Annotated in this window: 15 protein-coding genes; 11 read left to right on the top strand and 4 right to left on the bottom strand. The window is 24.6% G+C overall.

What is annotated here, in order from left to right; all coding sequences use genetic code 11:
- The first annotated feature begins 212 nt into the window (after positions 1-212).
- From speB to rpiA, 4 genes are all read left to right on the top strand, one after another.
- On the top strand, positions 213-1,136 hold the full coding sequence (speB, locus tag Bpudo544_RS01280; RefSeq protein WP_500825539.1) for an agmatinase: 924 nt from the start codon (positions 213-215) through the stop codon (positions 1,134-1,136).
- Positions 1,137-1,506: 370 nt separating this feature from the next.
- Positions 1,507-2,682 carry a phosphoglycerate kinase gene (locus tag Bpudo544_RS01285; protein WP_500825540.1) on the top strand — a complete coding sequence of 392 codons (1,176 nt, stop codon included), beginning with the start codon at positions 1,507-1,509 and terminating at the stop codon, positions 2,680-2,682.
- Between the two features lie 130 nt (positions 2,683-2,812).
- Positions 2,813-3,889: a class II fructose-bisphosphate aldolase gene (fbaA, locus tag Bpudo544_RS01290; RefSeq protein ID WP_500825541.1), complete on the top strand. Its 1,077-nt coding sequence runs from the start codon at positions 2,813-2,815 to the stop codon at positions 3,887-3,889.
- Between the two features lie 252 nt (positions 3,890-4,141).
- Positions 4,142-4,828 carry a ribose-5-phosphate isomerase RpiA gene (rpiA, locus tag Bpudo544_RS01295; protein ID WP_500825542.1) on the top strand — a complete coding sequence of 229 codons (687 nt, stop codon included), beginning with the start codon at positions 4,142-4,144 and terminating at the stop codon, positions 4,826-4,828.
- 169 nt (positions 4,829-4,997) lie between these two features.
- Here the strand turns inward: rpiA and Bpudo544_RS01300 are convergent, their stop codons facing one another.
- The gene (locus Bpudo544_RS01300; protein WP_500825625.1) at positions 4,998-5,594 is read right to left on the bottom strand and encodes a 5-formyltetrahydrofolate cyclo-ligase; all 597 of its coding nucleotides are present in this window, start codon (positions 5,592-5,594) and stop codon (positions 4,998-5,000) included.
- A gap of 98 nt (positions 5,595-5,692) precedes the next feature.
- Positions 5,693-6,037, bottom strand: a complete 345-nt coding sequence (gene zapA, locus Bpudo544_RS01305) for a cell division protein ZapA (RefSeq protein WP_500825543.1) — start codon at positions 6,035-6,037, stop codon at positions 5,693-5,695.
- A gap of 573 nt (positions 6,038-6,610) precedes the next feature.
- Here zapA and Bpudo544_RS01310 point away from each other — a divergent pair.
- On the top strand, positions 6,611-7,801 hold the full coding sequence (locus Bpudo544_RS01310; protein ID WP_500825544.1) for an FAD-dependent monooxygenase: 1,191 nt from the start codon (positions 6,611-6,613) through the stop codon (positions 7,799-7,801).
- Positions 7,802-8,344: 543 nt separating this feature from the next.
- On the opposite strand, the gene ygfZ is transcribed toward Bpudo544_RS01310, so the two are convergent.
- A complete protein-coding gene (gene ygfZ, locus Bpudo544_RS01315; protein ID WP_500825545.1) occupies positions 8,345-9,346 on the bottom strand; it encodes a tRNA-modifying protein YgfZ in 1,002 nt (333 codons plus the stop codon).
- Positions 9,347-9,580: 234 nt separating this feature from the next.
- Between ygfZ and prfB the strand changes: the two genes are divergently transcribed.
- The 6 genes from prfB (at position 9,581) to recC (ending at position 19,011) form a co-directional block, all read left to right on the top strand.
- Complete coding sequence (gene prfB / locus Bpudo544_RS01320) at positions 9,581-10,636, top strand: peptide chain release factor 2 (RefSeq protein ID WP_500825627.1); 1,056 nt, start codon at positions 9,581-9,583, stop codon at positions 10,634-10,636.
- Positions 10,636-12,192: a lysine--tRNA ligase gene (gene lysS / locus Bpudo544_RS01325; protein ID WP_500825546.1), complete on the top strand. Its 1,557-nt coding sequence runs from the start codon at positions 10,636-10,638 to the stop codon at positions 12,190-12,192. Before prfB ends, lysS begins: the two co-directional genes overlap by 1 nt.
- A gap of 183 nt (positions 12,193-12,375) precedes the next feature.
- On the top strand, positions 12,376-13,659 hold the full coding sequence (lysA, locus tag Bpudo544_RS01330; protein ID WP_500825547.1) for a diaminopimelate decarboxylase: 1,284 nt from the start codon (positions 12,376-12,378) through the stop codon (positions 13,657-13,659).
- A 216-nt stretch (positions 13,660-13,875) separates the two neighbouring features.
- Positions 13,876-14,349, top strand: coding sequence for an RNA pyrophosphohydrolase (gene rppH, locus Bpudo544_RS01335; RefSeq protein WP_500825548.1), 474 nt, complete (start codon positions 13,876-13,878; stop codon positions 14,347-14,349).
- Between the two features lie 131 nt (positions 14,350-14,480).
- Entirely contained in the window at positions 14,481-15,341 is an 861-nt protein-coding gene (gene lgt / locus Bpudo544_RS01340; protein ID WP_500825549.1) for a prolipoprotein diacylglyceryl transferase, read from the top strand.
- Between the two features lie 241 nt (positions 15,342-15,582).
- The gene (gene recC, locus Bpudo544_RS01345) at positions 15,583-19,011 is read left to right on the top strand and encodes an exodeoxyribonuclease V subunit gamma (protein WP_500825550.1); all 3,429 of its coding nucleotides are present in this window, start codon (positions 15,583-15,585) and stop codon (positions 19,009-19,011) included.
- Positions 19,012-19,067: 56 nt separating this feature from the next.
- On the opposite strand, the gene recD is transcribed toward recC, so the two are convergent.
- Positions 19,068-21,026, bottom strand: coding sequence for an exodeoxyribonuclease V subunit alpha (recD, locus tag Bpudo544_RS01350; protein ID WP_500825551.1), 1,959 nt, complete (start codon positions 21,024-21,026; stop codon positions 19,068-19,070).
- Between the last annotated feature and the right edge of the window lie 153 nt (positions 21,027-21,179).

Raw genomic sequence — 21,179 nt, forward strand, 5'->3', positions numbered from 1 at the left:
AGATATTATATATAATAACGATAATTATAGTATCATATATTATATATAATATCGAAAATTTCATGAAATAATTTATTACAATTGTTTAGTCATAATAAACAATTGTAAAGTACTTTTTAAAATTTAGTACATATTAATTAATACATTTAAAGAATTATTTTAAGTATAATATTGGTTAATTAAATTATTTATTTTAATAACAAAAAGAATATATGAGTGATTTTTTTTATAAAAATGATAATTCTATATTTTCGAATGCTTTTGGATTTTTGAGATTACCTTTAGAATTAAATCCATATAATAATCGGAGTGATTGGGTAATTACTGGAGTTCCTTTTGATATGGCTACTTCTGGAAGATCAGGAAGTAGATTTGGTCCAAGTGCTATTCGGCAAGCATCTATAAATTTGGTTTGGGAAAAACATCGTTGGCCTTGGAATTTTAATATACGAGAAAAATTTAAAATTATTGATTGTGGTGATTTAGTATATAGTATTGGAAACATACAGGATTTTACGATTAGTTTGCAAAAACATATTGCAGATTTATTAAATGTTGGAAAGAAGGTATTTTTATTAGGGGGAGATCATTATATTACATTGCCTGCATTGCGTGCTTACTCAAATTTTTTTAGAAAAAAAATAGCTATTGTCCATTTTGATGCTCATACAGATTGTTATAGCTATTGCAGTCAGTATGATCATGGAGCTGTTATGTTATATGCATTAAATGAAGGATTAATTGATCCTAATTTTTCAATTCAAATTGGAATTCGTACTGAATGTAGTCAAAATTATGGTTTTACAATATTAAATGCAGAATTTGTTAATTCAGTAGATACAAATATTATAGTAAATAAAATAATATCTACTGTTCAAAATGTTCCGGTGTATTTGAGTTTTGATATAGATTGTTTAGATCCATCAGTAGCTCCTGGTACTGGAACCCCTGTGATTGGAGGATTAACTTCATCGTACGCTTTAAAATTAATACGAGGTTTGTATAAATTAAACATTATTGGCATGGATATAGTAGAAGTAGCTCCTGCATATGATTGTTCTCAAATTACCGCTTTAGCTGCAGCTACATTAGGTTTAGAGATGTTGTATATACAAGCTAACCATTGTTGTGAATAATAACATGAGTATAATATTTTTATCATATAATGATATTCAAATAGTTGAGATGAAATTATTTCATGAAAATAATATCTAATTTTTGTTGTAAGTATTACAGATATAGGAATAATAAAAAGATGGTATATATAGATTTATAATCATAACTCTTCTGTATAAATATGTTAATATTGATCATTTAGTTTTTGTATAATTAGAATGAAAAATAATTATACATTTCTATTTTATTTATATATTTATTTAGAATGCTGTATCAGACAATTGATAAAGTTTTGTTATTACAGTATTAATAAAACGTTAATTTGATTAGTTTTCATAAAATAATTTAGATATAGATATATATTGTAATATAAAGAGGTAAATCATAGTTATGATTACAATAAATGATGTGAATTTATTTAATAAAAGAATCTTGATTCGTTCTGATTTAAATGTACCTGTAAAAAATGGGGTGATTACTTCTAGTAGAAGAATTCACTCATCATTACCAACAATTCAATTAGCTTTGACTAAAAGTAAACAAGTTATGGTGACTTCTCATTTAGGCAGACCTGTAGAAGGAGAGTATGATCCTAATTTCTCTTTGCAACCAGTGGTTGATTACTTTAAATATTATCTAAATCATCAGATTAAAGGAGTACGTTTAGTTAAAGATTATTTAGATGGCATTCATTGGGATTCAGATGAATTGTTAATTTTGGAAAATGTTAGGTTTAATAAAGGAGAAAAAAAGGATGATGAAGTTTTATCGAAAAAATATGCAGCATTATGTGATATATTTGTTATGGATGCTTTTGGTAGTGCTCATCGTATACAATCTTCTACTCATGGAATTAGTAAATTTGTTAAAGTAGCTTGTTCTGGTTTATTATTAGAACAGGAATTAAAAGCTTTACATCAAGCTTTATCTCATCCTGTTAGACCAATGGTTGCGGTGGTTGGGGGATCTAAAGTATCTACTAAATTAACTGTATTAGAATCATTATCAAAAATAGCAGATTACTTAATTGTAGGAGGAGGTATTGCAAATACTTTTTTAGCTGCTCAAGGTAAAAAAGTAGGTAAATCTTTGTATGAAACAGAGCTTATACCTACTGCCAAAAATCTTTTGAAGAATTGTGATATTCCTATTCTTACTGATGTTAGAGTGAGCTCTGAATTTTCTGAAACTGCTCAGTCTATTATAAAAGATGTAGTTGATATTAAGGATGATGAACAAATTTTAGATTTAGGTGATGATTCTATTTGTCGAATATTAAAAATTTTAGGTTGCGCTAAAACTATTTTATGGAATGGTCCTCTTGGAGTGTTTGAATTTCCAAATTTTAGAAAAGGAACGGAAATGATATCTAGAGCTATTGCTAATAGTGATGCTTTTTCTATTGTTGGTGGTGGTGATACTTTAATGGCCATTGATTTGTTTGGTATTGCTGATCAAATATCTTACATTTCTACTGGTGGTGGTGCTTTTTTAGAATTTATCGAAGGAAAAACTCTCCCATCTATAAAAGCTTTAGAAGATCATCAAAAAATTAGCATGATATAATAATGAATAGAACATATGAAGTATATTATAACAGATGTATTTAAAATAAGTGTTTTACTATGCTGAAATATGTCATTTTGTTGTGTTATAAATATGAATTATTTAATTTAAAATATAAAGTGATGTGTAAATGACTAGTATTTTCAAATTTATAAAACCTGGAGTAATTTTTGGTAATGATATGCAAAAATTATTTGATTTAGCAAAAAAAAATAATTTTGCATTACCTGCGGTAAATTGTATAGGAATAGATTCGATTAATGCAGCTTTAGAAGCTGCTTCTAATATGAAATCTCCAATTATTTTGCAATTTTCAAATAAAGGATCAGCATTTATGGCAGGGTACGGATTAAATAATGAAAATTGTTCAGCATCAGTTTTAGGAGCTATTGCAGGTGGTTTATATGTAAATCATATGTCTGTTCATTATGGTATTCCAGTTATTTTACATACTGATCATTGTACTAAAAAATTTTTGCCTTGGATTGATGCTTTATTAGATTTTAGTGAAAAGCATTTTGCTATGACTGGGAATCCATTGTTTTCTTCACATATGATTGATTTATCTTTAGAACCTTTGGAAGAAAATATCAAAATTAGTTCACAATATTTAAATCGTATGGATAAATTAAATATGACTTTAGAAATAGAGTTAGGCTGCACTGGTGGAGAAGAAGATGGTATTAATAATAATGATTTAGATCATTCTTTTTTATATACTACCCCAGAAGATGTAGCTTATGCTTACGAAAAATTGCATGTGATTAGCCCTAGATTTATGATAGCTGCATCATTCGGTAATGTTCATGGGGTGTATCAACCTGGAAATGTACGATTAGATCCAAAAATTTTAGAAAAATCTCAAAAATATATTTCTAGCAAGTTTGGATTGTCTAAAAATTTTTTAAATTTAGTATTTCACGGAGGTTCTGGCTCAACTGAAGAGGAAATTAAAAAAGCAATTTCATATGGAGTAGTAAAGATTAATTTTGATACTGATGTACAGTGGGCTTCTTGGGAAGGAGTTTTAAAGTATTATAAAAAAAATAAAAATTTTCTTCAAACTCAATTAGGTAATCCAAATGACGATAATTTTCCAAATAAAAAATTTTATGATCCCAGAATATGGATTCGAGAAAGCCAAAAATCAATGATTAAATATTTAGAAAAAATATTTTTTATATTAAATTCAACTAATGTTTTGTAGGTATTTACAATAAAATATATTGAATAATATAATTAATTTGGAAGATTATATATTGTTTATGTATAAGTTAATTATAGTTCTTTTATATAAAGAAGATTTCAATAAATACTATGAAGTGCTATATAAATATAATTAATTGATTGATGTAATATTGTTTTTTTTATAAGAATTATTTTATAATTTAAGTTTATTTTTGTTAAATTGATCGATTTTTAGTAAATCTAAATATTTATTGAACACAATAAGAATCATATGGAACAAGACAAATTAAAAGAAGCAGTAGGATGGGCAGCATTAAAATATATTAAATTTAATACTATTATAGGTATAGGAACAGGATCCACTATTTCATATTTCATTAAAGCTTTGGGTAGTATAAAAGAAAAAGTAGTCGGAGTAGTATCTAGTTCAAAACATTCATCAATGCAGTTAAAAGAAGTAGGAATTCCAATATATGACTTTAATCATATAGATAATCTTGATGTTTATGTTGATAGTGCAGATGAAATTGATGAACATATGCAAATGATTAAAGGAGGTGGTGGTGCGTTAACTCAGGAAAAAATTCTTGCTTTTGCCTCAAAAAAATTTATTTGTATTATTGATAGCAGTAAACAAGTAAATATATTAGGTCGTGGACCCTTGCCAGTGGAAGTAATTCCAATGGCTCGTACCTTAGTGGCTAAAGAATTGATTCGTTTAGGTGGATTACCAGAGTATCGTTATGGTGTAATTACTGATAATGGCAATGATATTTTAGATGTATATAATATGAATATAATTAATGCTTCTTTATTAGAAGAAAGAATTAATAATATTCCTGGAGTGGTGAGTGTGGGTATTTTTGCTCATAGAAAAGCAGATGTTGTGTTGATTAGCGGTAAATATGGAATAAAAGTATTAAATACTAATTCAAATCAGTTATCGTTGTGTAAATGAAATAAAAAAGATTATAAAATTTTTTATTAATTGGTGGTATTTTAATTTGATAGTATTAAATGATATTTATTTAAGTTTGGTTAAGTTTTGATGCATTAGTTATTTTTATATAATTTAAATGGATTATTTTATTATCTTTATTGTGAATAGAGTGCTATTATAAATTGTTTTAATATAAAAAAGATGGAGTAATAATTGTAGATAATTTTACATCCCATTGCTCTATAGGTAAGAAGTGATTTGGGATTTTTTGAAAATCGTATCCTAATCCTACGTATACACAATTTTTCATTTGATGCTGCCAATATTGCAATGTTCTATCGTAAAATCCTCCACCCATACCTAATCTATTTTTTTGTTGATCAAATGCGACTAGCGGAATGAATAAGATATCTAACAATTGTATAGGGATTGTATAAATATTGTTATTTTTATATTTTGGTTCGTATACATTTAATCGATTACGAATAAGAGGTGTGGATAAGGTATATTGTACGAATGATAAACATTGAGGTTGTATGTGTATATCTGGTAATACTGGTAGATATATTATTTTTTTCATGAGCAATAAAGTTTTAATAAGTAAATCGGTATGTATTTCTCCGTCGGTTGAAATAAAAATTGCTATATTGGTAGCTTGATATATAGAACTTAAATTTATAATTTTATTGGTTATTAATTGAGCTGCTACATGTTTTTCTGAAAAACTTAAGGTATGTCTTAATGAACGCATATATGTGCGGATTTTTTTTTTATTTGTGTTGATGTTTTTAGTGTACTTGTATTATATATTGTCATTTATTTAATAATGATAGTATTATTTATTGATACAGTTTAAGGATAATGACTTAAGTTATTAAATTTTTAAGTATGTTTAGAATATTCCAAAGTTAAATTAGAATTCTCTGTCAGAGAATCATGTGTTGTTAAAGCTTGTTCAATAGTTTGTTGTGCTATTAATAAATGTTGTTTAACATTTGATGCATATTTGATTGTTTTTAATTTTTCTTGAGTTAATTCATGACAAATATTTAGAGCAGTTATAAATATTAATTGTTCAGAATTAGTTACTTTTGTTTTAATTTTTAAATCATGTAAACGTTGAGTTAAATCTTTTACTGCTTTGTTTAAAGCGTCTTTTTGATGAGAAGGGCAATTTATTCTTAATGTTCGTCCAAAAATTTGAATATCTATTGGTTTTTCAGACATATATGATAACTCCAATTTTTGTTATTATTTATTTTTGTTTGTGTATATTAATTTATTAAAATTAATTATGTGTATTATTGTAGATAACTTTTTTTGTTTTATTATTTATTTGTGACTTTTCTTATTAAATATATTATGTATTTTGTATGAAATAATAAACACACTTAATATTATAGTGGTTATTATAAAATTTATAAATATAAATTAATTGATTTTTTTATTAAAATGCAAGATAAACAAATAGAGTAAATGTATTTTATTGCTGATTTATTATAGTTGCTTATGTGTTAAAGTTTATGATAGTTTTTCAAATATTGTTATAAAATGAAATTTGTTATTTATTTATATTTTAAGTAATTATAAGAGTAAAATTCTAATACTTGATATTTTCAATACTACATTTATTTCGAGAATTATTATATGAAATATAATTTAAATTAAAAAATTAACGAAAATGAGAATTTTAAAAAAGATATTAATTTTTTATATATTAAGTAATAGTAATTGAATACAACTATATTACTATACATATAATATATATCTATTTTGTATTTTGGTAATTAATATTATACAATGTCTATTGTAATAAATGGTGGTGGAATAGTAGGATTAATTTTAGCATTAAAATTGTCTAACTTAACTCAAGGAAATTTAAAAATTTCATTAATAGAGCAAAATTCATTTTATCTTTGTAAAAATAAATTTTTTGAAAAGAATCCTGGTGCTATTGCATTATCTAGAGGAGCATATTTTGAGTTAACTAAAATTGAAACTATTGCTTCTGTTTTATCATCTTATTCTTCTGTTGTAGATACAATAGAAATTAGCGAATACAGCAGATTTAGTACAGTGTTTCTTCATGCTCAGGATTATCATTTAGCAGAATTAGGGTATATCATACAATTGTTTCCTATTATAAAACAATTGTATGATATTCTATATCAACAACCTGGCGTTACTGTGTATTGTAACAGCACAATACAACGTATTGTACAAAAAAAATCATATAATATTGTTTTTTTAAATAATGGAGAGCAAATAATTTCAAAATTAATAGTTGCAGCGGATGGGTCTTGTTCAAATCTAGTTAATTATTATGGTATTCAACAATTTAAGCAAGATTATCATCAAACAGCAGTAGTAACAGAGGTAACTACTGCTGTATCTCATAATGGTCAAGCATTTGAAAGATTTACTACTTTAGGCCCTTTAGTGTTTTTACCCATGATTAATAGTAATGTCAGTTTTATTATTTGGTGTATATCAAAAAAAAGAAACCCAGAAATTTTACAGTATAAAAATGATAAATTTTCTAAAATATTACAAAAAATGTTTGGATGGAAATTAGGTAAAATTTTACATATAAAAAAACGATATTTTCATGATCTTTGGTTAATATATTCAAAAAATCATATTGCTTACAGATTAGCATTAGTTGGAAATTCAGCTCAAAAATTACATCCTATAGCAGGACAAGGGCTTAATATTGGTATTCGGGATATAATGGTTTTATCTAAAATTATTTATCAAGCATTACTAAATAATATAGATATTGGAGATGATTCTGTGCTTAATTTATATCAAAAATGTAGACGTTCCGATCAACTTAAAACTATTGCGGTAACAGATAGTTTAATTAATTTATTTGGAAATCACTATTTACCGTTAATTATTGCTAGAAATTTTGGATTATTTTGTATTGAACATAGTTCTTTTTTAAAGAATTATGTTGTAAAAAAAGCATTATTTTGGAACACAAATTAATTTTTATTATATTGTAGATAATAGATTTATTAGTATATATAATAACCAGAAATTTGCATTTGTTTCTGTTTTTTGTTATTAATTTTTTGTGCATTTATAAATATTTATAAATGCATTGTTAATATTAATCTAATTAAATTTTTTGATACATGAGAATAAATATATTTAAAGTAAATGTAATGAAAGCTATATAATTTTTTTAGTACAGATTTAATATTTTACATTTTTATGAAATATTCATTGATTTTTATTAAATAGTTATTTTTTATTTTAAAATATAAATAAAAATTTGTAGATGCAGTATTATATTATTTAATAATTTCGAAAGATTATAAGACATCAATAAATATATGGTAGATTGTTTTCGTTTAGACTGTAATTATACATAATTATGTAATTAAAAAATATTTTAGTGAAAATAAATATATATTAGTATATATTATAGGATGAATAAAATTTCTATTCCTATTTTTTAAATAATTAATTTAATGCTATTAATATTTATATAAATTTTAATTATATTTTAATTCTAAATATAATTTTTTAAATTATATTTAGAATTAAATCATAAGAACATTGGGAAGTTTGAATATATAATTGATTATTGTTTAGTATTGGTTTATTATGTAGTACTGCTTGTATCCAAAAGTTATTTTTTTCTATTTGACAGGATTGTAGTACGGTTCCTACCTGTTTACGGTGTTTATTTTTCATTTGAATTACTAAATGATCACCTATAATAGGTAATCGATTATGTTTATTCCAGTTTATAGTTCCTGTTAATTTACGTAATGTCTGTTTATTTAGTTTATAATGTTGGATTCGTGCAATTAATTCTTGACCTAGATAACAACCTTTACTAAAACTAATTCCTCCTAATAGGTCCATATTGGCTGATTGAGGAAAAAAACATTCACTTGTTGTACAATCAATATATGGGTATCCTGCTTCAATATCTAAAGACATCCATTGATAATAATTATTATATTGAGCAGATAACGAATTAGCTTTTTTCAGTAAAGAAGTAAATAACAAATTATCTTCAATAATTAATAAAAATCTTTCTTGTGGTAAAGGAAAATAAAGTAAGCTAATTCCTTCATAATGTACTATTGTGTTTTTTTGATCTGGAAGTATTTTAAAAAATGTATTTAAATATTTTTTTGTATTTGATCCAGCTATTCCGATAAGAATTATATTATAGTTTGGTGTGATAGTTACATCTGAAAATATTGCATATTTTTTCATGAATTCAATTTGTTTGTGGCATATATTTTTAGGCTCAATGAATACTAATTCATTTTCTTTTGAATAAAATACATACATATTAGTAATCATTTTTCCTTGGGCATTACAATGAGCGGAAAAAATATATTTATTTTTATTTAAATTTTTAATATCACAAGTAAACTGATTGTGTAAATATTGTATAGAATCTGTTCCATGTAATTTTATTAGTATCCAATTTTCTAAAGATATTATGGTTAAAGGTAATGTTGAAGAAGGCATTGATAACTTTTTAGGAAAAATTACATTAGGTAACATTTTTAAATTTATTAGAAATTAATTATAATATTTTTTACAAGTTCATTGTGTTATTATCGATAAATATAACTCTATATATTATAAACAAATGTAATGTACATTGCATTAATATTGTATAAAAAAAAAGATACTTTATATAAATTTATATATAAAAATAATTTATTTTTATAAGGACCAAGATAAAAATGATTGTTAATTTTGATATAACTCAACAAAAAATTAAAAAAGCTTTAGATAAAATACGTGTTTTTAAAGATAATTTTTGACTATGATAATAAAAAGAAATTGTTGAAAAGTATGAAAATTAAATTAGAATCTGTTAGTACGTGGAAAAATTTGGATAAAGCAAAAATTTTAAATAAAAAAATTTTTTCTTTAGATTCATTAATACAATTAATAGATAGGATTTTTAAAAATTTGACAGATTTAAATGATTTAATTGAATTAACAAAAGATGGAGATTCGTTAATTGAAGAAATTTATAATCAACTAATTGAGTTAGAAGATGCGTTTGTTCATTTAGAAGTGTATCAAATGTTTTCTAACAAATATGATGATAGCAGTTGTTATATAGATATTCAATCAGGATCTGGAGGAGTAGAAGCTCAAGATTGGGCAAATATGTTATTGCGTATGTATTTAAAATGGTTAAATAATAAAGGTTTTTATGCTAAAATTACTACAGAAATTGTAGGGGAATTTTCAGGAATAAAATCTGCTACTGTTAAAATAGTAGGACCTTATGCATATGGATGGTTAAAAACAGAGTCTGGTGTTCATAGATTAGTGCGTAAGAGTCCTTTTGATTCTGGTGGGAAAAGGCATACATCTTTTGCTTCGGTTTTTGTGTATCCAGAATTAGATGAAAATATCAATATTGATATTAAATCAGAAGATTTGCGTATTGATGTATATAGAGCTTCTGGAGCTGGAGGTCAACATGTTAATAGAACAGAATCTGCAGTTCGAATTACTCATATTCCAACGAATATTGTAACTCAATGTCAAAATGATCGGTCTCAACATAAAAATAAAAATCAAGCAATTAAGCAGCTTAAGGCAAAATTATATAATTTGGAATTACAAAAAAAAAAAATTGAGAGCAAAATGAGGGAAAGTGAAAAATTAGATATTACATGGGGCAACCAAATACGATCTTATATTTTAGATGATTCTAGGATTAAAGATTTAAGAACAGGTTTAGAAAAACGTAATATTAAAGCTGTGCTAAATGGAGATTTGGATGATTTTTTAAAAATGAGTATAAAAAAATTAAACAAGATTATATAATGTCTAAGCATATTGATTTAAAAAATTATTTGCATAAAAAAGAATTAAACTATAATAATGATGAATTTTTAATTCGTAAAAAAAAGTTGTTGAAAATACGAAAAGTGGGTATTGCATTTCCTAATAAATTTCGTCGTAATTATACTTCTAATCAGTTACATAAAAAGTATGCTCATAAGACTAAAGAGGATTTAACTATTCTTGATTTGGAAGTAAAAATTGCAGGTCGTATAATAGCTCGACGAATTATGGGAAAAGCATCTTTTATCGTGTTAAGGGATGGAGATTGTTGTATTCAATTATATATAACCATTGATTCATTAGAATTTAAGCAAATATATGAAAATGATTTAAAACAATGGGATTTAGGAGATATAATTGGAGCACAAGGTATACTATTTAAAACTCGTACTGGAGAATTATCTATACGTTGTTATAGTATTATTCTTCTTTCTAAAGCTTTGCATCCGTTACCAAGTAAATTTCATGGTTTAAATAATTTAGAAATAAAATATCGTCAAAGATATGTAGATCTAATGTCCAATGAACAATCTTTTAAAATATTTAAAAAACGTTCTTTAATTATATATAAAATACGACAATTTATGCAGAAAAATGGTTTTATTGAGGTAGAAACACCAATGATGCATACAATTCCGGGTGGAGCAATAGCTCGTCCTTTTATAACTTATCATAATAAATTAAAAATGAATATGTATCTTCGTATTGCTCCAGAATTATATTTAAAAAAATTAATAGTAGGTGGTTTTGATAAAATATTTGAAATAAATCGTAATTTTAGAAATGAGAGTATATCCCCATATCATAATCCTGAATTTACTATGATGGAAATTTATATGGCTTATTCTGATTATCAAGATATGATATGTTTTACTCAAAAGTTATTTACAGAATTAGTAAAAAAAGTATTAAAAAATAATATTGTTAAATATGGTGAATATAATTTAAATTTTAAAGAACCCTTTATACAAATGACTATAAAAGAGGCTATTACGTATCATTTACCAGAAGTTGAATCAAAAAATATACATCATAAATCAACTATTGTTGATATTTTGAAAAAATTTCGAATTCAATTTGATAAAGATTGGTCATTAGAAAAGTTACATATGGTTCTTTTTGAGGAAATAATATCTAAAAAAATTATTCAACCGACTTTCATTACTCATTATCCAACAGAATTATCTCCATTAGCACGGTGTAGTGATAATAATCCAAAAGTTGCTGATCGTTTTGAATTATTTATTGCTGGATGTGAAATAGGCAATGGTTTTTCAGAATTAAATGATCCAGATGATCAAAAGGATAGATTTTTACAACAAATACAAAAAAAGTTAGTTAATAATGATGAGAATATAATAGATAATGATATAAACATTTTTAATTGTTATGATGCAGATTATATAACTGCATTGGAGTATGGTTTACCTCCTACTGCGGGAATAGGAATAGGTATCGATCGGTTAGTAATGTTATTAACTAATCAACATAATATTCGTGATGTGATTTTATTTCCTACTTTACGTCCAAGATAAATATAGTACATATAGTATGGTTGTTGTATTATCAATTATTATTTTTAATATAAAGAATATTTATATTTTATATTAATTTAGTTTATTGGCAATATGATTAATTAAAGATAAATATATGTGATGTTTTATTTTAGTTTTTTAATTTTTTAGTATTAATAATATTTTAAATATATAAAATTTATTATGTCTCCAAATGTTATTAATGAATTGTTGCGTGTTCAAAATTACAGTAATTTGAAGAAATTATATCAAAAATATAAAGGACCCGTATGGGTATATGATGCATCAATTATTGTTAATCGTATTACTCAATTGAAACAATTTGATATTATACGTTTTGCCCAAAAATCTTGTTCTAATATTCATATTTTAAAACTTATGAATAATAATGGGGTCAAAATTGATGCTGTTTCATTAGGGGAAATAGAGCGTGCATTATTAGCTGGTTTTGAGTTTGGTAAAAAAAAATCTGAAATTGTTTTTACTGCAGATATTTTAGAAGAAGAAACTTTGTTAAGAATATTGGAATTAAATATTCCTGTTAATATAGGATCTCTTGATATGATAATTCAATTAGGATCAAGATCTCCTGGACATGAAGTGTGGATACGTATAAATCCAGGATTTGGTTATGGCCATAATAATAAAACTAATACGGGAGGAGAAAACAGTAAACATGGAATTTGGCATGAAGATATACCTATGGCTTTATTTTATATCCGTAGATATAATCTGCAATTAATTGGATTGCATATGCATATTGGATCTGGAGTTCATTATAGTCATTTATCTAAAGTATCAAGTGTTATGATAGAACAGATTTTAAAATATAAAATAGATTTGCAAGTTATTTCTTCTGGAGGAGGATTAACGGTACCATATAAATTTAATGATGAAATTATTAATATAAATAATTATTTTAATATTTGGAATAATGCAAGAAAATATATTAGTAAATATTTAAATCACGCAGTAAATTTAGAAATTGAACCTGGTCGGTTTCTTGTGGCTGAATCAGGAATATTGATTGCTCAAATTCGTGCAGTAAAGAGCATGGGGACTCGACGTTTTGTATTAATAGATGCTGGATATAATGATTTAATGCGTCCTGTTTTATATGGTAGTTATCATCATATTTCATTAATTCCTGGAGCAGATAACGATAAAAATACTATAATATCTCAAGAAGAATTTAGTGATGTAGTAATAGGAGGTCCTTTATGTGAATCAGGAGATATTTTTACTCAAGGAGCAAATGGAGAGGTTTTATCTAGAAAATTGCCTTCTTCGGCTAAGGTTGGAGATTATCTGATTTTTCATGATACTGGAGCATATGGAGCTTCAATGTCTTCAAATTATAACACTCGTCCATTATTACCGGAAATTTTATTAGAAAATGGTAAATTTATAGAAATTAGACGAAAACAAAAATTAGAAGAGCTATTTTCTTTAGAAATTTTAAAATAAAATTTATAAAGTAATAAAGATATTTTAAAAAACTATATTTATGTTAAATATAAATTGTTATGCTGTTGTTTTGTTTGAAAGTAAAAATTGATTTTTATATAAAATTTAAATACTAAAATTATTAGTATTAATTCGATAATAACAAAAGCATTGTTTGTTAATAGTATATGAATTAAAGTTTATTATTAGATTTTAAAAAATTGAGGTAATGGAGTAGTGATTGATAGTAATGGGTATCGATTAAATGTAGGAATAGTATTATGCAATGCATATGGACAAGTATTTTTGGGAAAAAGACATAAGCAACGTTCTTGGCAATTTCCTCAAGGAGGAATTGATGTTGGGGAAACTCCAGAACAAGCGATGTATAGGGAATTATTTGAAGAAATAGGGTTAAATTATTATGATGTGTGTATATTATCAGCTACTCGTTGTTGGATAAGTTATAGATTACCTACTTCATTAATACGATGGAAAATCCAACCTGTGTGTTTTGGGCAAAAACAAAAATGGTTTTTATTAAAGTTGTTATCTAAAGATACTAAAATTAATATGCAACAAGGGGGTAGTGATACATTTGATTCTTGGAAGTGGGTTAGTTTATGGTATCCAATACGTAGGGTAGTTTTTTTTAAAAAACATGTATATAGAAAAGTTATGAAAGAATTTGTTAAATCTATTTTATCTTAATAATTTGATAGGTTATTTTGTTTTATAAAAGTTTAACATTAGTAATTTTTATTTTTTTTGAATATCCATATTTTATTTTAATAGTTAAATGAATATAATGAATATATTTTATTACTAATATATTTATTAATATGCAATGTTTTTATACTCCAAACTTTGATCCTATTATGCTTAGAATAGGGCCAATTTCGTTGTATTGGTATGGGATGATGTATGTGTTAGGGTTTATGTTTGCTGTATGGTTGTTAACTCACCCTAAGTATCCTCTAAATACTTTTTTTTGTAATAAAAAAGAAATAGAGTATTTATTATGTTTAAATTGTTTAGGGGTTTTAATAGGAGGTCGAGTTGGATATGTATTATTTTATCAATGGCCTTTTTTTTATTATCAAAATATGTTATGGATCTTAAAAGTTTGGGAAGGTGGCATGTCTTTTCATGGTGGGCTATTAGGTGTAATAATATCAGTAAAATGGTTTTCGTATTGTAAAAAGCAATCATTTTTTCGAGTATCTGATTTTATAGTACCCGCAGTTCCGTTTGGTTTAGGTTTGGGGAGATTAGGTAATTTTATTAACGGAGAATTATGGGGACGTGTAACTACTGATGTGCCTTGGGCTATGTTATTTAGTAATTCTTTTTATCAAGATTTAATAGAGCTAAGAAATCATCCAGAATGGAGTTTATTGTTTAATTACTATGGAGCTCTACCTAGACATCCTTCTCAATTATATGAAATGATTTTGGAAGGTATAATTTTATTCATTTTTATTTGGTTATATATTTCTAAATCGAGACCTGTTGGTAGTATATCGGGGTTATTTTTAATTTTATATGGATTATTTCGATTAATTGTAGAATCTTTTCGTCAACCTGATAGTCATATAGGATATATTGGTGATATTGTTACTTTAGGGCAAATTTTGTCTTTACCTATGATCTTATTTGGAGGAATAATTATATTTGCTTCTTATAAAAATTTTTTTAAATAAATTTTTATAGAATTTAGTATAAGTATTTTAATTATTATGAATTAATTGGTTTGTAACAATGCAATGTAAGATAGATATTATTATTTCTTTGTATTCTTTTAATATTATAACTTGTATATTTGCACAAATGATTATATGAGTATATTTATTATGAATTCTAAATAAATAGAAATATATTCCTTGCTATATAAAAGGATGTGTTTATAAGTAATTTTTAGTTTTCTTATTTGTTCATGAAATTATGTTTACGATTTATCATTCTAATTGTATAGAGTTATTTATGAAATTTGTAACTGATATAATGTCGTATTATCAATCATCTAATCCTTTAAACCCTGAAATTATATTAACAGAACATAAAATTACAGCACAATGGATAGAAAAAGAATTAACAAATAATTTCGGGATTGCAGCAAATATAAAATTTATTAATATACGAGCTTTTATACAGAAAATTTCTGTAGATATTTTATCTAATAAAAATAATGTGATAATTAGTAGTTTTTGTGATGATTCCATGTATTGGAAGTTTATGGAAATTTTGCCTAAATTATATTCGAATACACAATGTTCTATTATTCAAAAATATTTGAGTTTTGATATTCATCAAAAAAAACTTAGTCAGCTTTCTGAAAAGTTGGTTAATTTATTTTCAGAATATTTAATATATCGACCGGATTGGTTAGATATATGGAAATCTAAAAAATTAATAGATAATTTAGATGATAAAGAGCATCAGATTTGGCAATCAGAGGTATGGCGTGTCTTTTTAAATGATATACAGCAAAAATTACAAAAATTTAATTCTGTATATCATTGTATGTTATTTTTGGAGAAAAATTTTAATAATATCAATTGGAACAAATTACCTAATAGAATTTTTATTTATGGTATTACTTCTATTCCATTGATATATTGGAGAATATTAAAATTATTGAGTAATCGAATTGATATTTATTTATGGATTATTAGTCCGTGCGAAAATAGTTGGAATCAAAAACAATGTTATGATGTATCTAAGTTTTTGAAGAATAATTTCATTTATGATGATAATCGATTTGATAACAATAATATTTGCAAACAATTAAAACCTCATTTGTTGAATTCTTGGGGAAAAATTGGTAAAGATACATTATCTCTATTATGTAAATTGCAGCCACTGTTTGAAATTAAGGCTTTTAGATATCCTCAAACAAATTCTATATTGCATATTTTACAAAGAAATATTTTAGAATTTCAAAATAAACATTTAGATAATACAAAACAGTTGTCTTCTGTTTTAATAAAAAGAAAAATTTTTCAAAAATATATCTTAAATCCATTAGATCAATCTATCACTTTTCATAAATGTTACAATATTCAACGAGAAATAGAAGTTTTGCATAATAATTTATTATTAATGTTATCTAATGATCCAAATTTATTACCTGGTGATATAGTGGTAATGGCGCCTAACATTAATGATTATATTTCAGAAATTAAAACTGTTTTTGATAATGTATTTAATAGAAAATTACCATTTTCTATTTCTAATAATAGTAATTATAGTATTCATCCAATTGTATCTAGTATTTTAAGTATATTAGATTTATCAAATAGTCGTTTTACTGCTGAAGAAATTTTATCACTTTTATCAGTATCATCAATCGCTTCTAAATTTAATATTAATGATGAAGAAATAAATATATTGCGTTTATGGGTGCAAGAATCTGGAATTAGATGGGGTTTAGATGAAAATACTATTAAAAATTTGAATATGCCAATTACTGATCAGAATACTTGGTACTTTGGATTAAAAAGAATATTGTTGGGTTATGCAATAAAAAGTAAGAGTAATAGTGGATTATGGGAAAATATTTTTCCATATGATTATATACATAAAGAATGTATAGATATTATTACAGGATTAGTAAAATTTTTAGAAACATTAAAAAAATGGAGGAATCGTTTAAATTATTCTTATACGTTAAAATATTGGTTATTAAATTTTCAAGAAATGATTAATGATTTTTTTTGTGTTAATAAGTTAGATACAAAAGATAATAGAGCTTTATTTGTGCTAAAAACTCATTGGATTAATATTTTAGAAATAGGTGTAAAATTGGGATATTCTAATACTGTTCATATTAGTATATTAAGAGATAAATTAATCCATAAATTAGAAACTCAAAATATGAGTTCTCAATTTTTGCCAAATGTTATAAATTTTTGTAATATTACCCCTATATGTTTTATTCCTTGTAAAATTTTATGTCTTATAGGTATGAATTCTGATGTTTATCCTAGATATCAATTTTTATATGATTTCAACTTGATGCGAAAAGAAATAAGATGTGGAGATGATAATATACGACAAGAAAATGATTATTATATATTTTTATTGTTATTTTTATTACCTAAAATTCGAATATATTTTAGTTTTGTAAATCAATTTATCGATGGAGTAAGTATTAGTAATCATCCATCAATATTAATTGGTGAGCTTGTAGAATATATTGCTCAAAATTTTTGTTTAATAGAAAATCAAGATTTAAATGTGCAAGATAATATTAAATGTATACAAAAGCATTTATTTTATACTTATAGTCAAATGCCATTTAGTTTTATTAATTTTACTTTAAATTCTAAAACGCCTAGTTTTGCTGATGAATGGATATGTGCTGCTAATATTGATGGAAATTCAGATATGTTATTAACTGATTTTAATTTTATTAGTTCATTACCATATATTAGTATATCTACAATGTTAGTTAGTGATTTGTTTAATTTCTATAAACATCCAGTGCGTATGTGGTTTCAAAAACGTTTACATGTATATTTTTATCAATATAAGTATAATAAATTATTTAATGATGAAGTTTTTTCTGTAGATGCATTATGTAGGTTTAAAATTAATACTAAGTTACTTAATTATTTAATATATAAAAAAGATATTAATGTATTGTATGATGAAATTTATGCATCTGGTATATTTCCTCGTGAATCATTTAGCAAATTGTATTGGATAAAGCAAGTTGAACAAATGAGTATTTTAGCAGATCAAATTAAAAAATATTATTTACCCAATTCTAATACAGTACTTGATTTAAATGTTTTTTTAGAATTTCAAAATGTTGTCTTGACTGGTAAATTAAGTTCAGTTCCGATAAATGGATTAATACGTTGGAAATCTTCTAAACTTTCTATGCAGGATTGTTTTTTAATGTGGATAGAACATTTGGTATATTGTGCTTCAGGAGGCAATGGAGATAGTAGATTATTTGGTATTAATAGTATATGGCATTTTCCTTATTTTAATAAAATACAAGCAAAAGAGTTGTTATATCCTTTAATTACAGGTTATTGCTCCGGAATAAATATTCCTTTGATATTATTATATAAATCTGGAGGTACTTGGATGAACTATATGTTTAATTGGAATGATAAAGTTATTTATTCAGATCAGATTACACAAAAGAAAGCTCGACAAAAATTAATACAAGTGTGGCAGGGCAATAATATTTTCAATGAATCTTTTCATGGTATTGGAGAAAGTCATGATTTTTATTTAAGAAAACTTATTCCATTTGATTTAAAGGAAAATCATATACAAATAATTATTGATAACGCAAAATATTATTTTTTTAATGTTATGAAATATAGAATATTGGGATGTAATGAGTTTAATTAAAATTTTTTAATATTTAGCAAAATAATTTTTGAATTATAATTTTGTTAAATGAAGTTTTAAGGTAAATTAGGAGATGAATAAGTATTATTTTTTATTCTATCAAATAATCCGCTGTAACGTTGGGTAATGGAATTAATGGTGTGTATTAATACGTCATTTGTTGCATATAAAATAAGTTGTTGTTGAGCTCTAGTAATAGCAGTATAAAGTAGTTCTTTTGTTAAGATTATCGTAGGTATGTTAGGTAATATGATAGCAATTTTTTTAAATGAAGATCCTTGAGATTTATGTATAGTAATTGCAAAACATGTTTCATAATCTGGTAATTGATTAGTTTGTACAATTTTAATTTTATTGTTTGGTAGAAGAAAATAAGCAGATAAACGATCTTGATGTGTATCAGGTAATAAAATTCCAGTATCTCCATTACATAATTCTAGTGATGGTTCGTTATGTAGAATAATTATAGGTTTTCCTATATAATTACCCGAATTATTTTGTATTATCAATTTCTTTTGATAAAGAAACTGTTCAATATAATAATTTAATCTTATTGATCCAAATAGTCCATGTCTGAACGCACATAATATTCTATAATTATCAAATATTTTTAAGATATTTACTATAGATATTTTTTTACATTGTATTTTGTTTAGGTAATGATAATATTCTTTGGCACAATTTATAATCATATTAATATAATCTTTTTCATTTTTAAGATATATATAAGATAAGTCAGTATATTTTTTTGAATTAAGTATAGATAATGTTTGTTCATAATCACCTAGGTTTACAGCAGCTGCTATTTGTCCTATCCCAGAATTTTTATCGAATCTATAGTTTGTATTCAGAATACATATTCCATCAGAAATATTATTACTGTAGGAATATTTTGTACTATTAGAATGTTTAACAGTGAAAATAGCAGAGGAATATTGAGTAAATTTCATGAGTTTTTTTTGAAGTTTGGCAGAATATTGAATGTTAGAAAATTGACATATATCTTTAAAAACAGATCCAGGTTCTATTGAATATAATTGATGATGGTCTCCTGAAAAAATAACTTTTACATGTGTAGGTAAAATTTCAATTAATTGAGATAACATAGATGAACTTAGCATAGAAGATTCATCAATAATTATGTAATCTGCATTCAAAGTATTATTATATTGATTTTCTTTTTGTTGATCAGAAGCATTATTGATTAAATTGTGTAAGGTGGTGGCTTTTAATTTTAATATGTGTTTACAAATGTTGTTTGATTGATTAAAACTATTTAATTTACTATAACAAGAAAAGGTTAAAATGTTTGCTGCTTTTCCTGTTGGAGCAATCATTTTTATACGTAAGTTATTGTCGTATAATAATAGTGCTGTAATTATTGTAGCTATAGTTGATGTTTTTCCAGTACCAGGACCTCCAGAAATTAATATTCTAGAATTTATAAAACTAAGGACGGTAGCTATTTTATGCCAATTGATTTGTTGTTGAGCATAAGAAGTTTCAGGAAATAATTGTTGTATAATATTTATTATTTTGGTAGAAGAATGTTTGTTAAAATCATTATAAGAATTGTTAAAAAATTTAGCTATCGTACATTCATCTTGCCACATTCGATATAAATATAAACGATTATTATCTAATACTAAAGGAGAGGTATACGACCCATTTCCTACTGCAGATAAAGATAGTAAAATTTCTTGCCAATCATCTACTGATAATTTTTTTATTTTTTTTAAAATTTCGAAGTTTAACAATGAATGATAGCATTGATATAATTTATTAGAAGCGAGTATATGTATAGGTAGACAAGTATGCCCTAGTCTAACATGTGCGCTTAAACATGCGCTAGCTAACATTAGTATTATTTTTTTTATATTTTTAATATTATCATTATAATTTTGGTAATTTTTAGAATTGAATACTGATGCAACTAGTGTTTTAGCAAATTGAAGATCTAAAGCATTATTACATAAATTTGCGTTCAATTTATATTTAGATAATTTTTTTTCCATGTTTTATATAGTTAGTTTATGTTTTTTATACAATTTAAATAATATTATGTAATAATGTGTTTAAAATATAATTTTTAATTAATTTAAATTTTGAGTATCAACAATATGTAAAATTTTTGTGTAATTTGTTGTGATTTTGATAACTTAAAATTA

The organism is Blochmannia endosymbiont of Camponotus pudorosus (genome assembly GCF_059934925.1).

Bases quoted from the DNA above. Each gene is read 5' to 3' on its own strand.
- speB (WP_500825539.1), top strand. From the start codon at position 213: ATGAGTGATTTTTTTTATAAAAATGATAATTCTATATTTTCGAATGCT.
- Bpudo544_RS01285 (WP_500825540.1), top strand. From the start codon at position 1,507: ATGATTACAATAAATGATGTGAATTTATTTAATAAAAGAATCTTGATT.
- fbaA (WP_500825541.1), top strand. From the start codon at position 2,813: ATGACTAGTATTTTCAAATTTATAAAACCTGGAGTAATTTTTGGTAAT.
- rpiA (WP_500825542.1), top strand. From the start codon at position 4,142: ATGGAACAAGACAAATTAAAAGAAGCAGTAGGATGGGCAGCATTAAAA.
- zapA (WP_500825543.1), bottom strand. From the start codon at position 6,037: ATGTCTGAAAAACCAATAGATATTCAAATTTTTGGACGAACATTAAGA.
- Bpudo544_RS01310 (WP_500825544.1), top strand. From the start codon at position 6,611: ATGTCTATTGTAATAAATGGTGGTGGAATAGTAGGATTAATTTTAGCA.
- ygfZ (WP_500825545.1), bottom strand. From the start codon at position 9,346: ATGTTACCTAATGTAATTTTTCCTAAAAAGTTATCAATGCCTTCTTCA.
- lysS (WP_500825546.1), top strand. From the start codon at position 10,636: ATGTCTAAGCATATTGATTTAAAAAATTATTTGCATAAAAAAGAATTA.
- lysA (WP_500825547.1), top strand. From the start codon at position 12,376: ATGTCTCCAAATGTTATTAATGAATTGTTGCGTGTTCAAAATTACAGT.
- lgt (WP_500825549.1), top strand. From the start codon at position 14,481: ATGCAATGTTTTTATACTCCAAACTTTGATCCTATTATGCTTAGAATA.
- recC (WP_500825550.1), top strand. From the start codon at position 15,583: ATGTTTACGATTTATCATTCTAATTGTATAGAGTTATTTATGAAATTT.
- recD (WP_500825551.1), bottom strand. From the start codon at position 21,026: ATGGAAAAAAAATTATCTAAATATAAATTGAACGCAAATTTATGTAAT.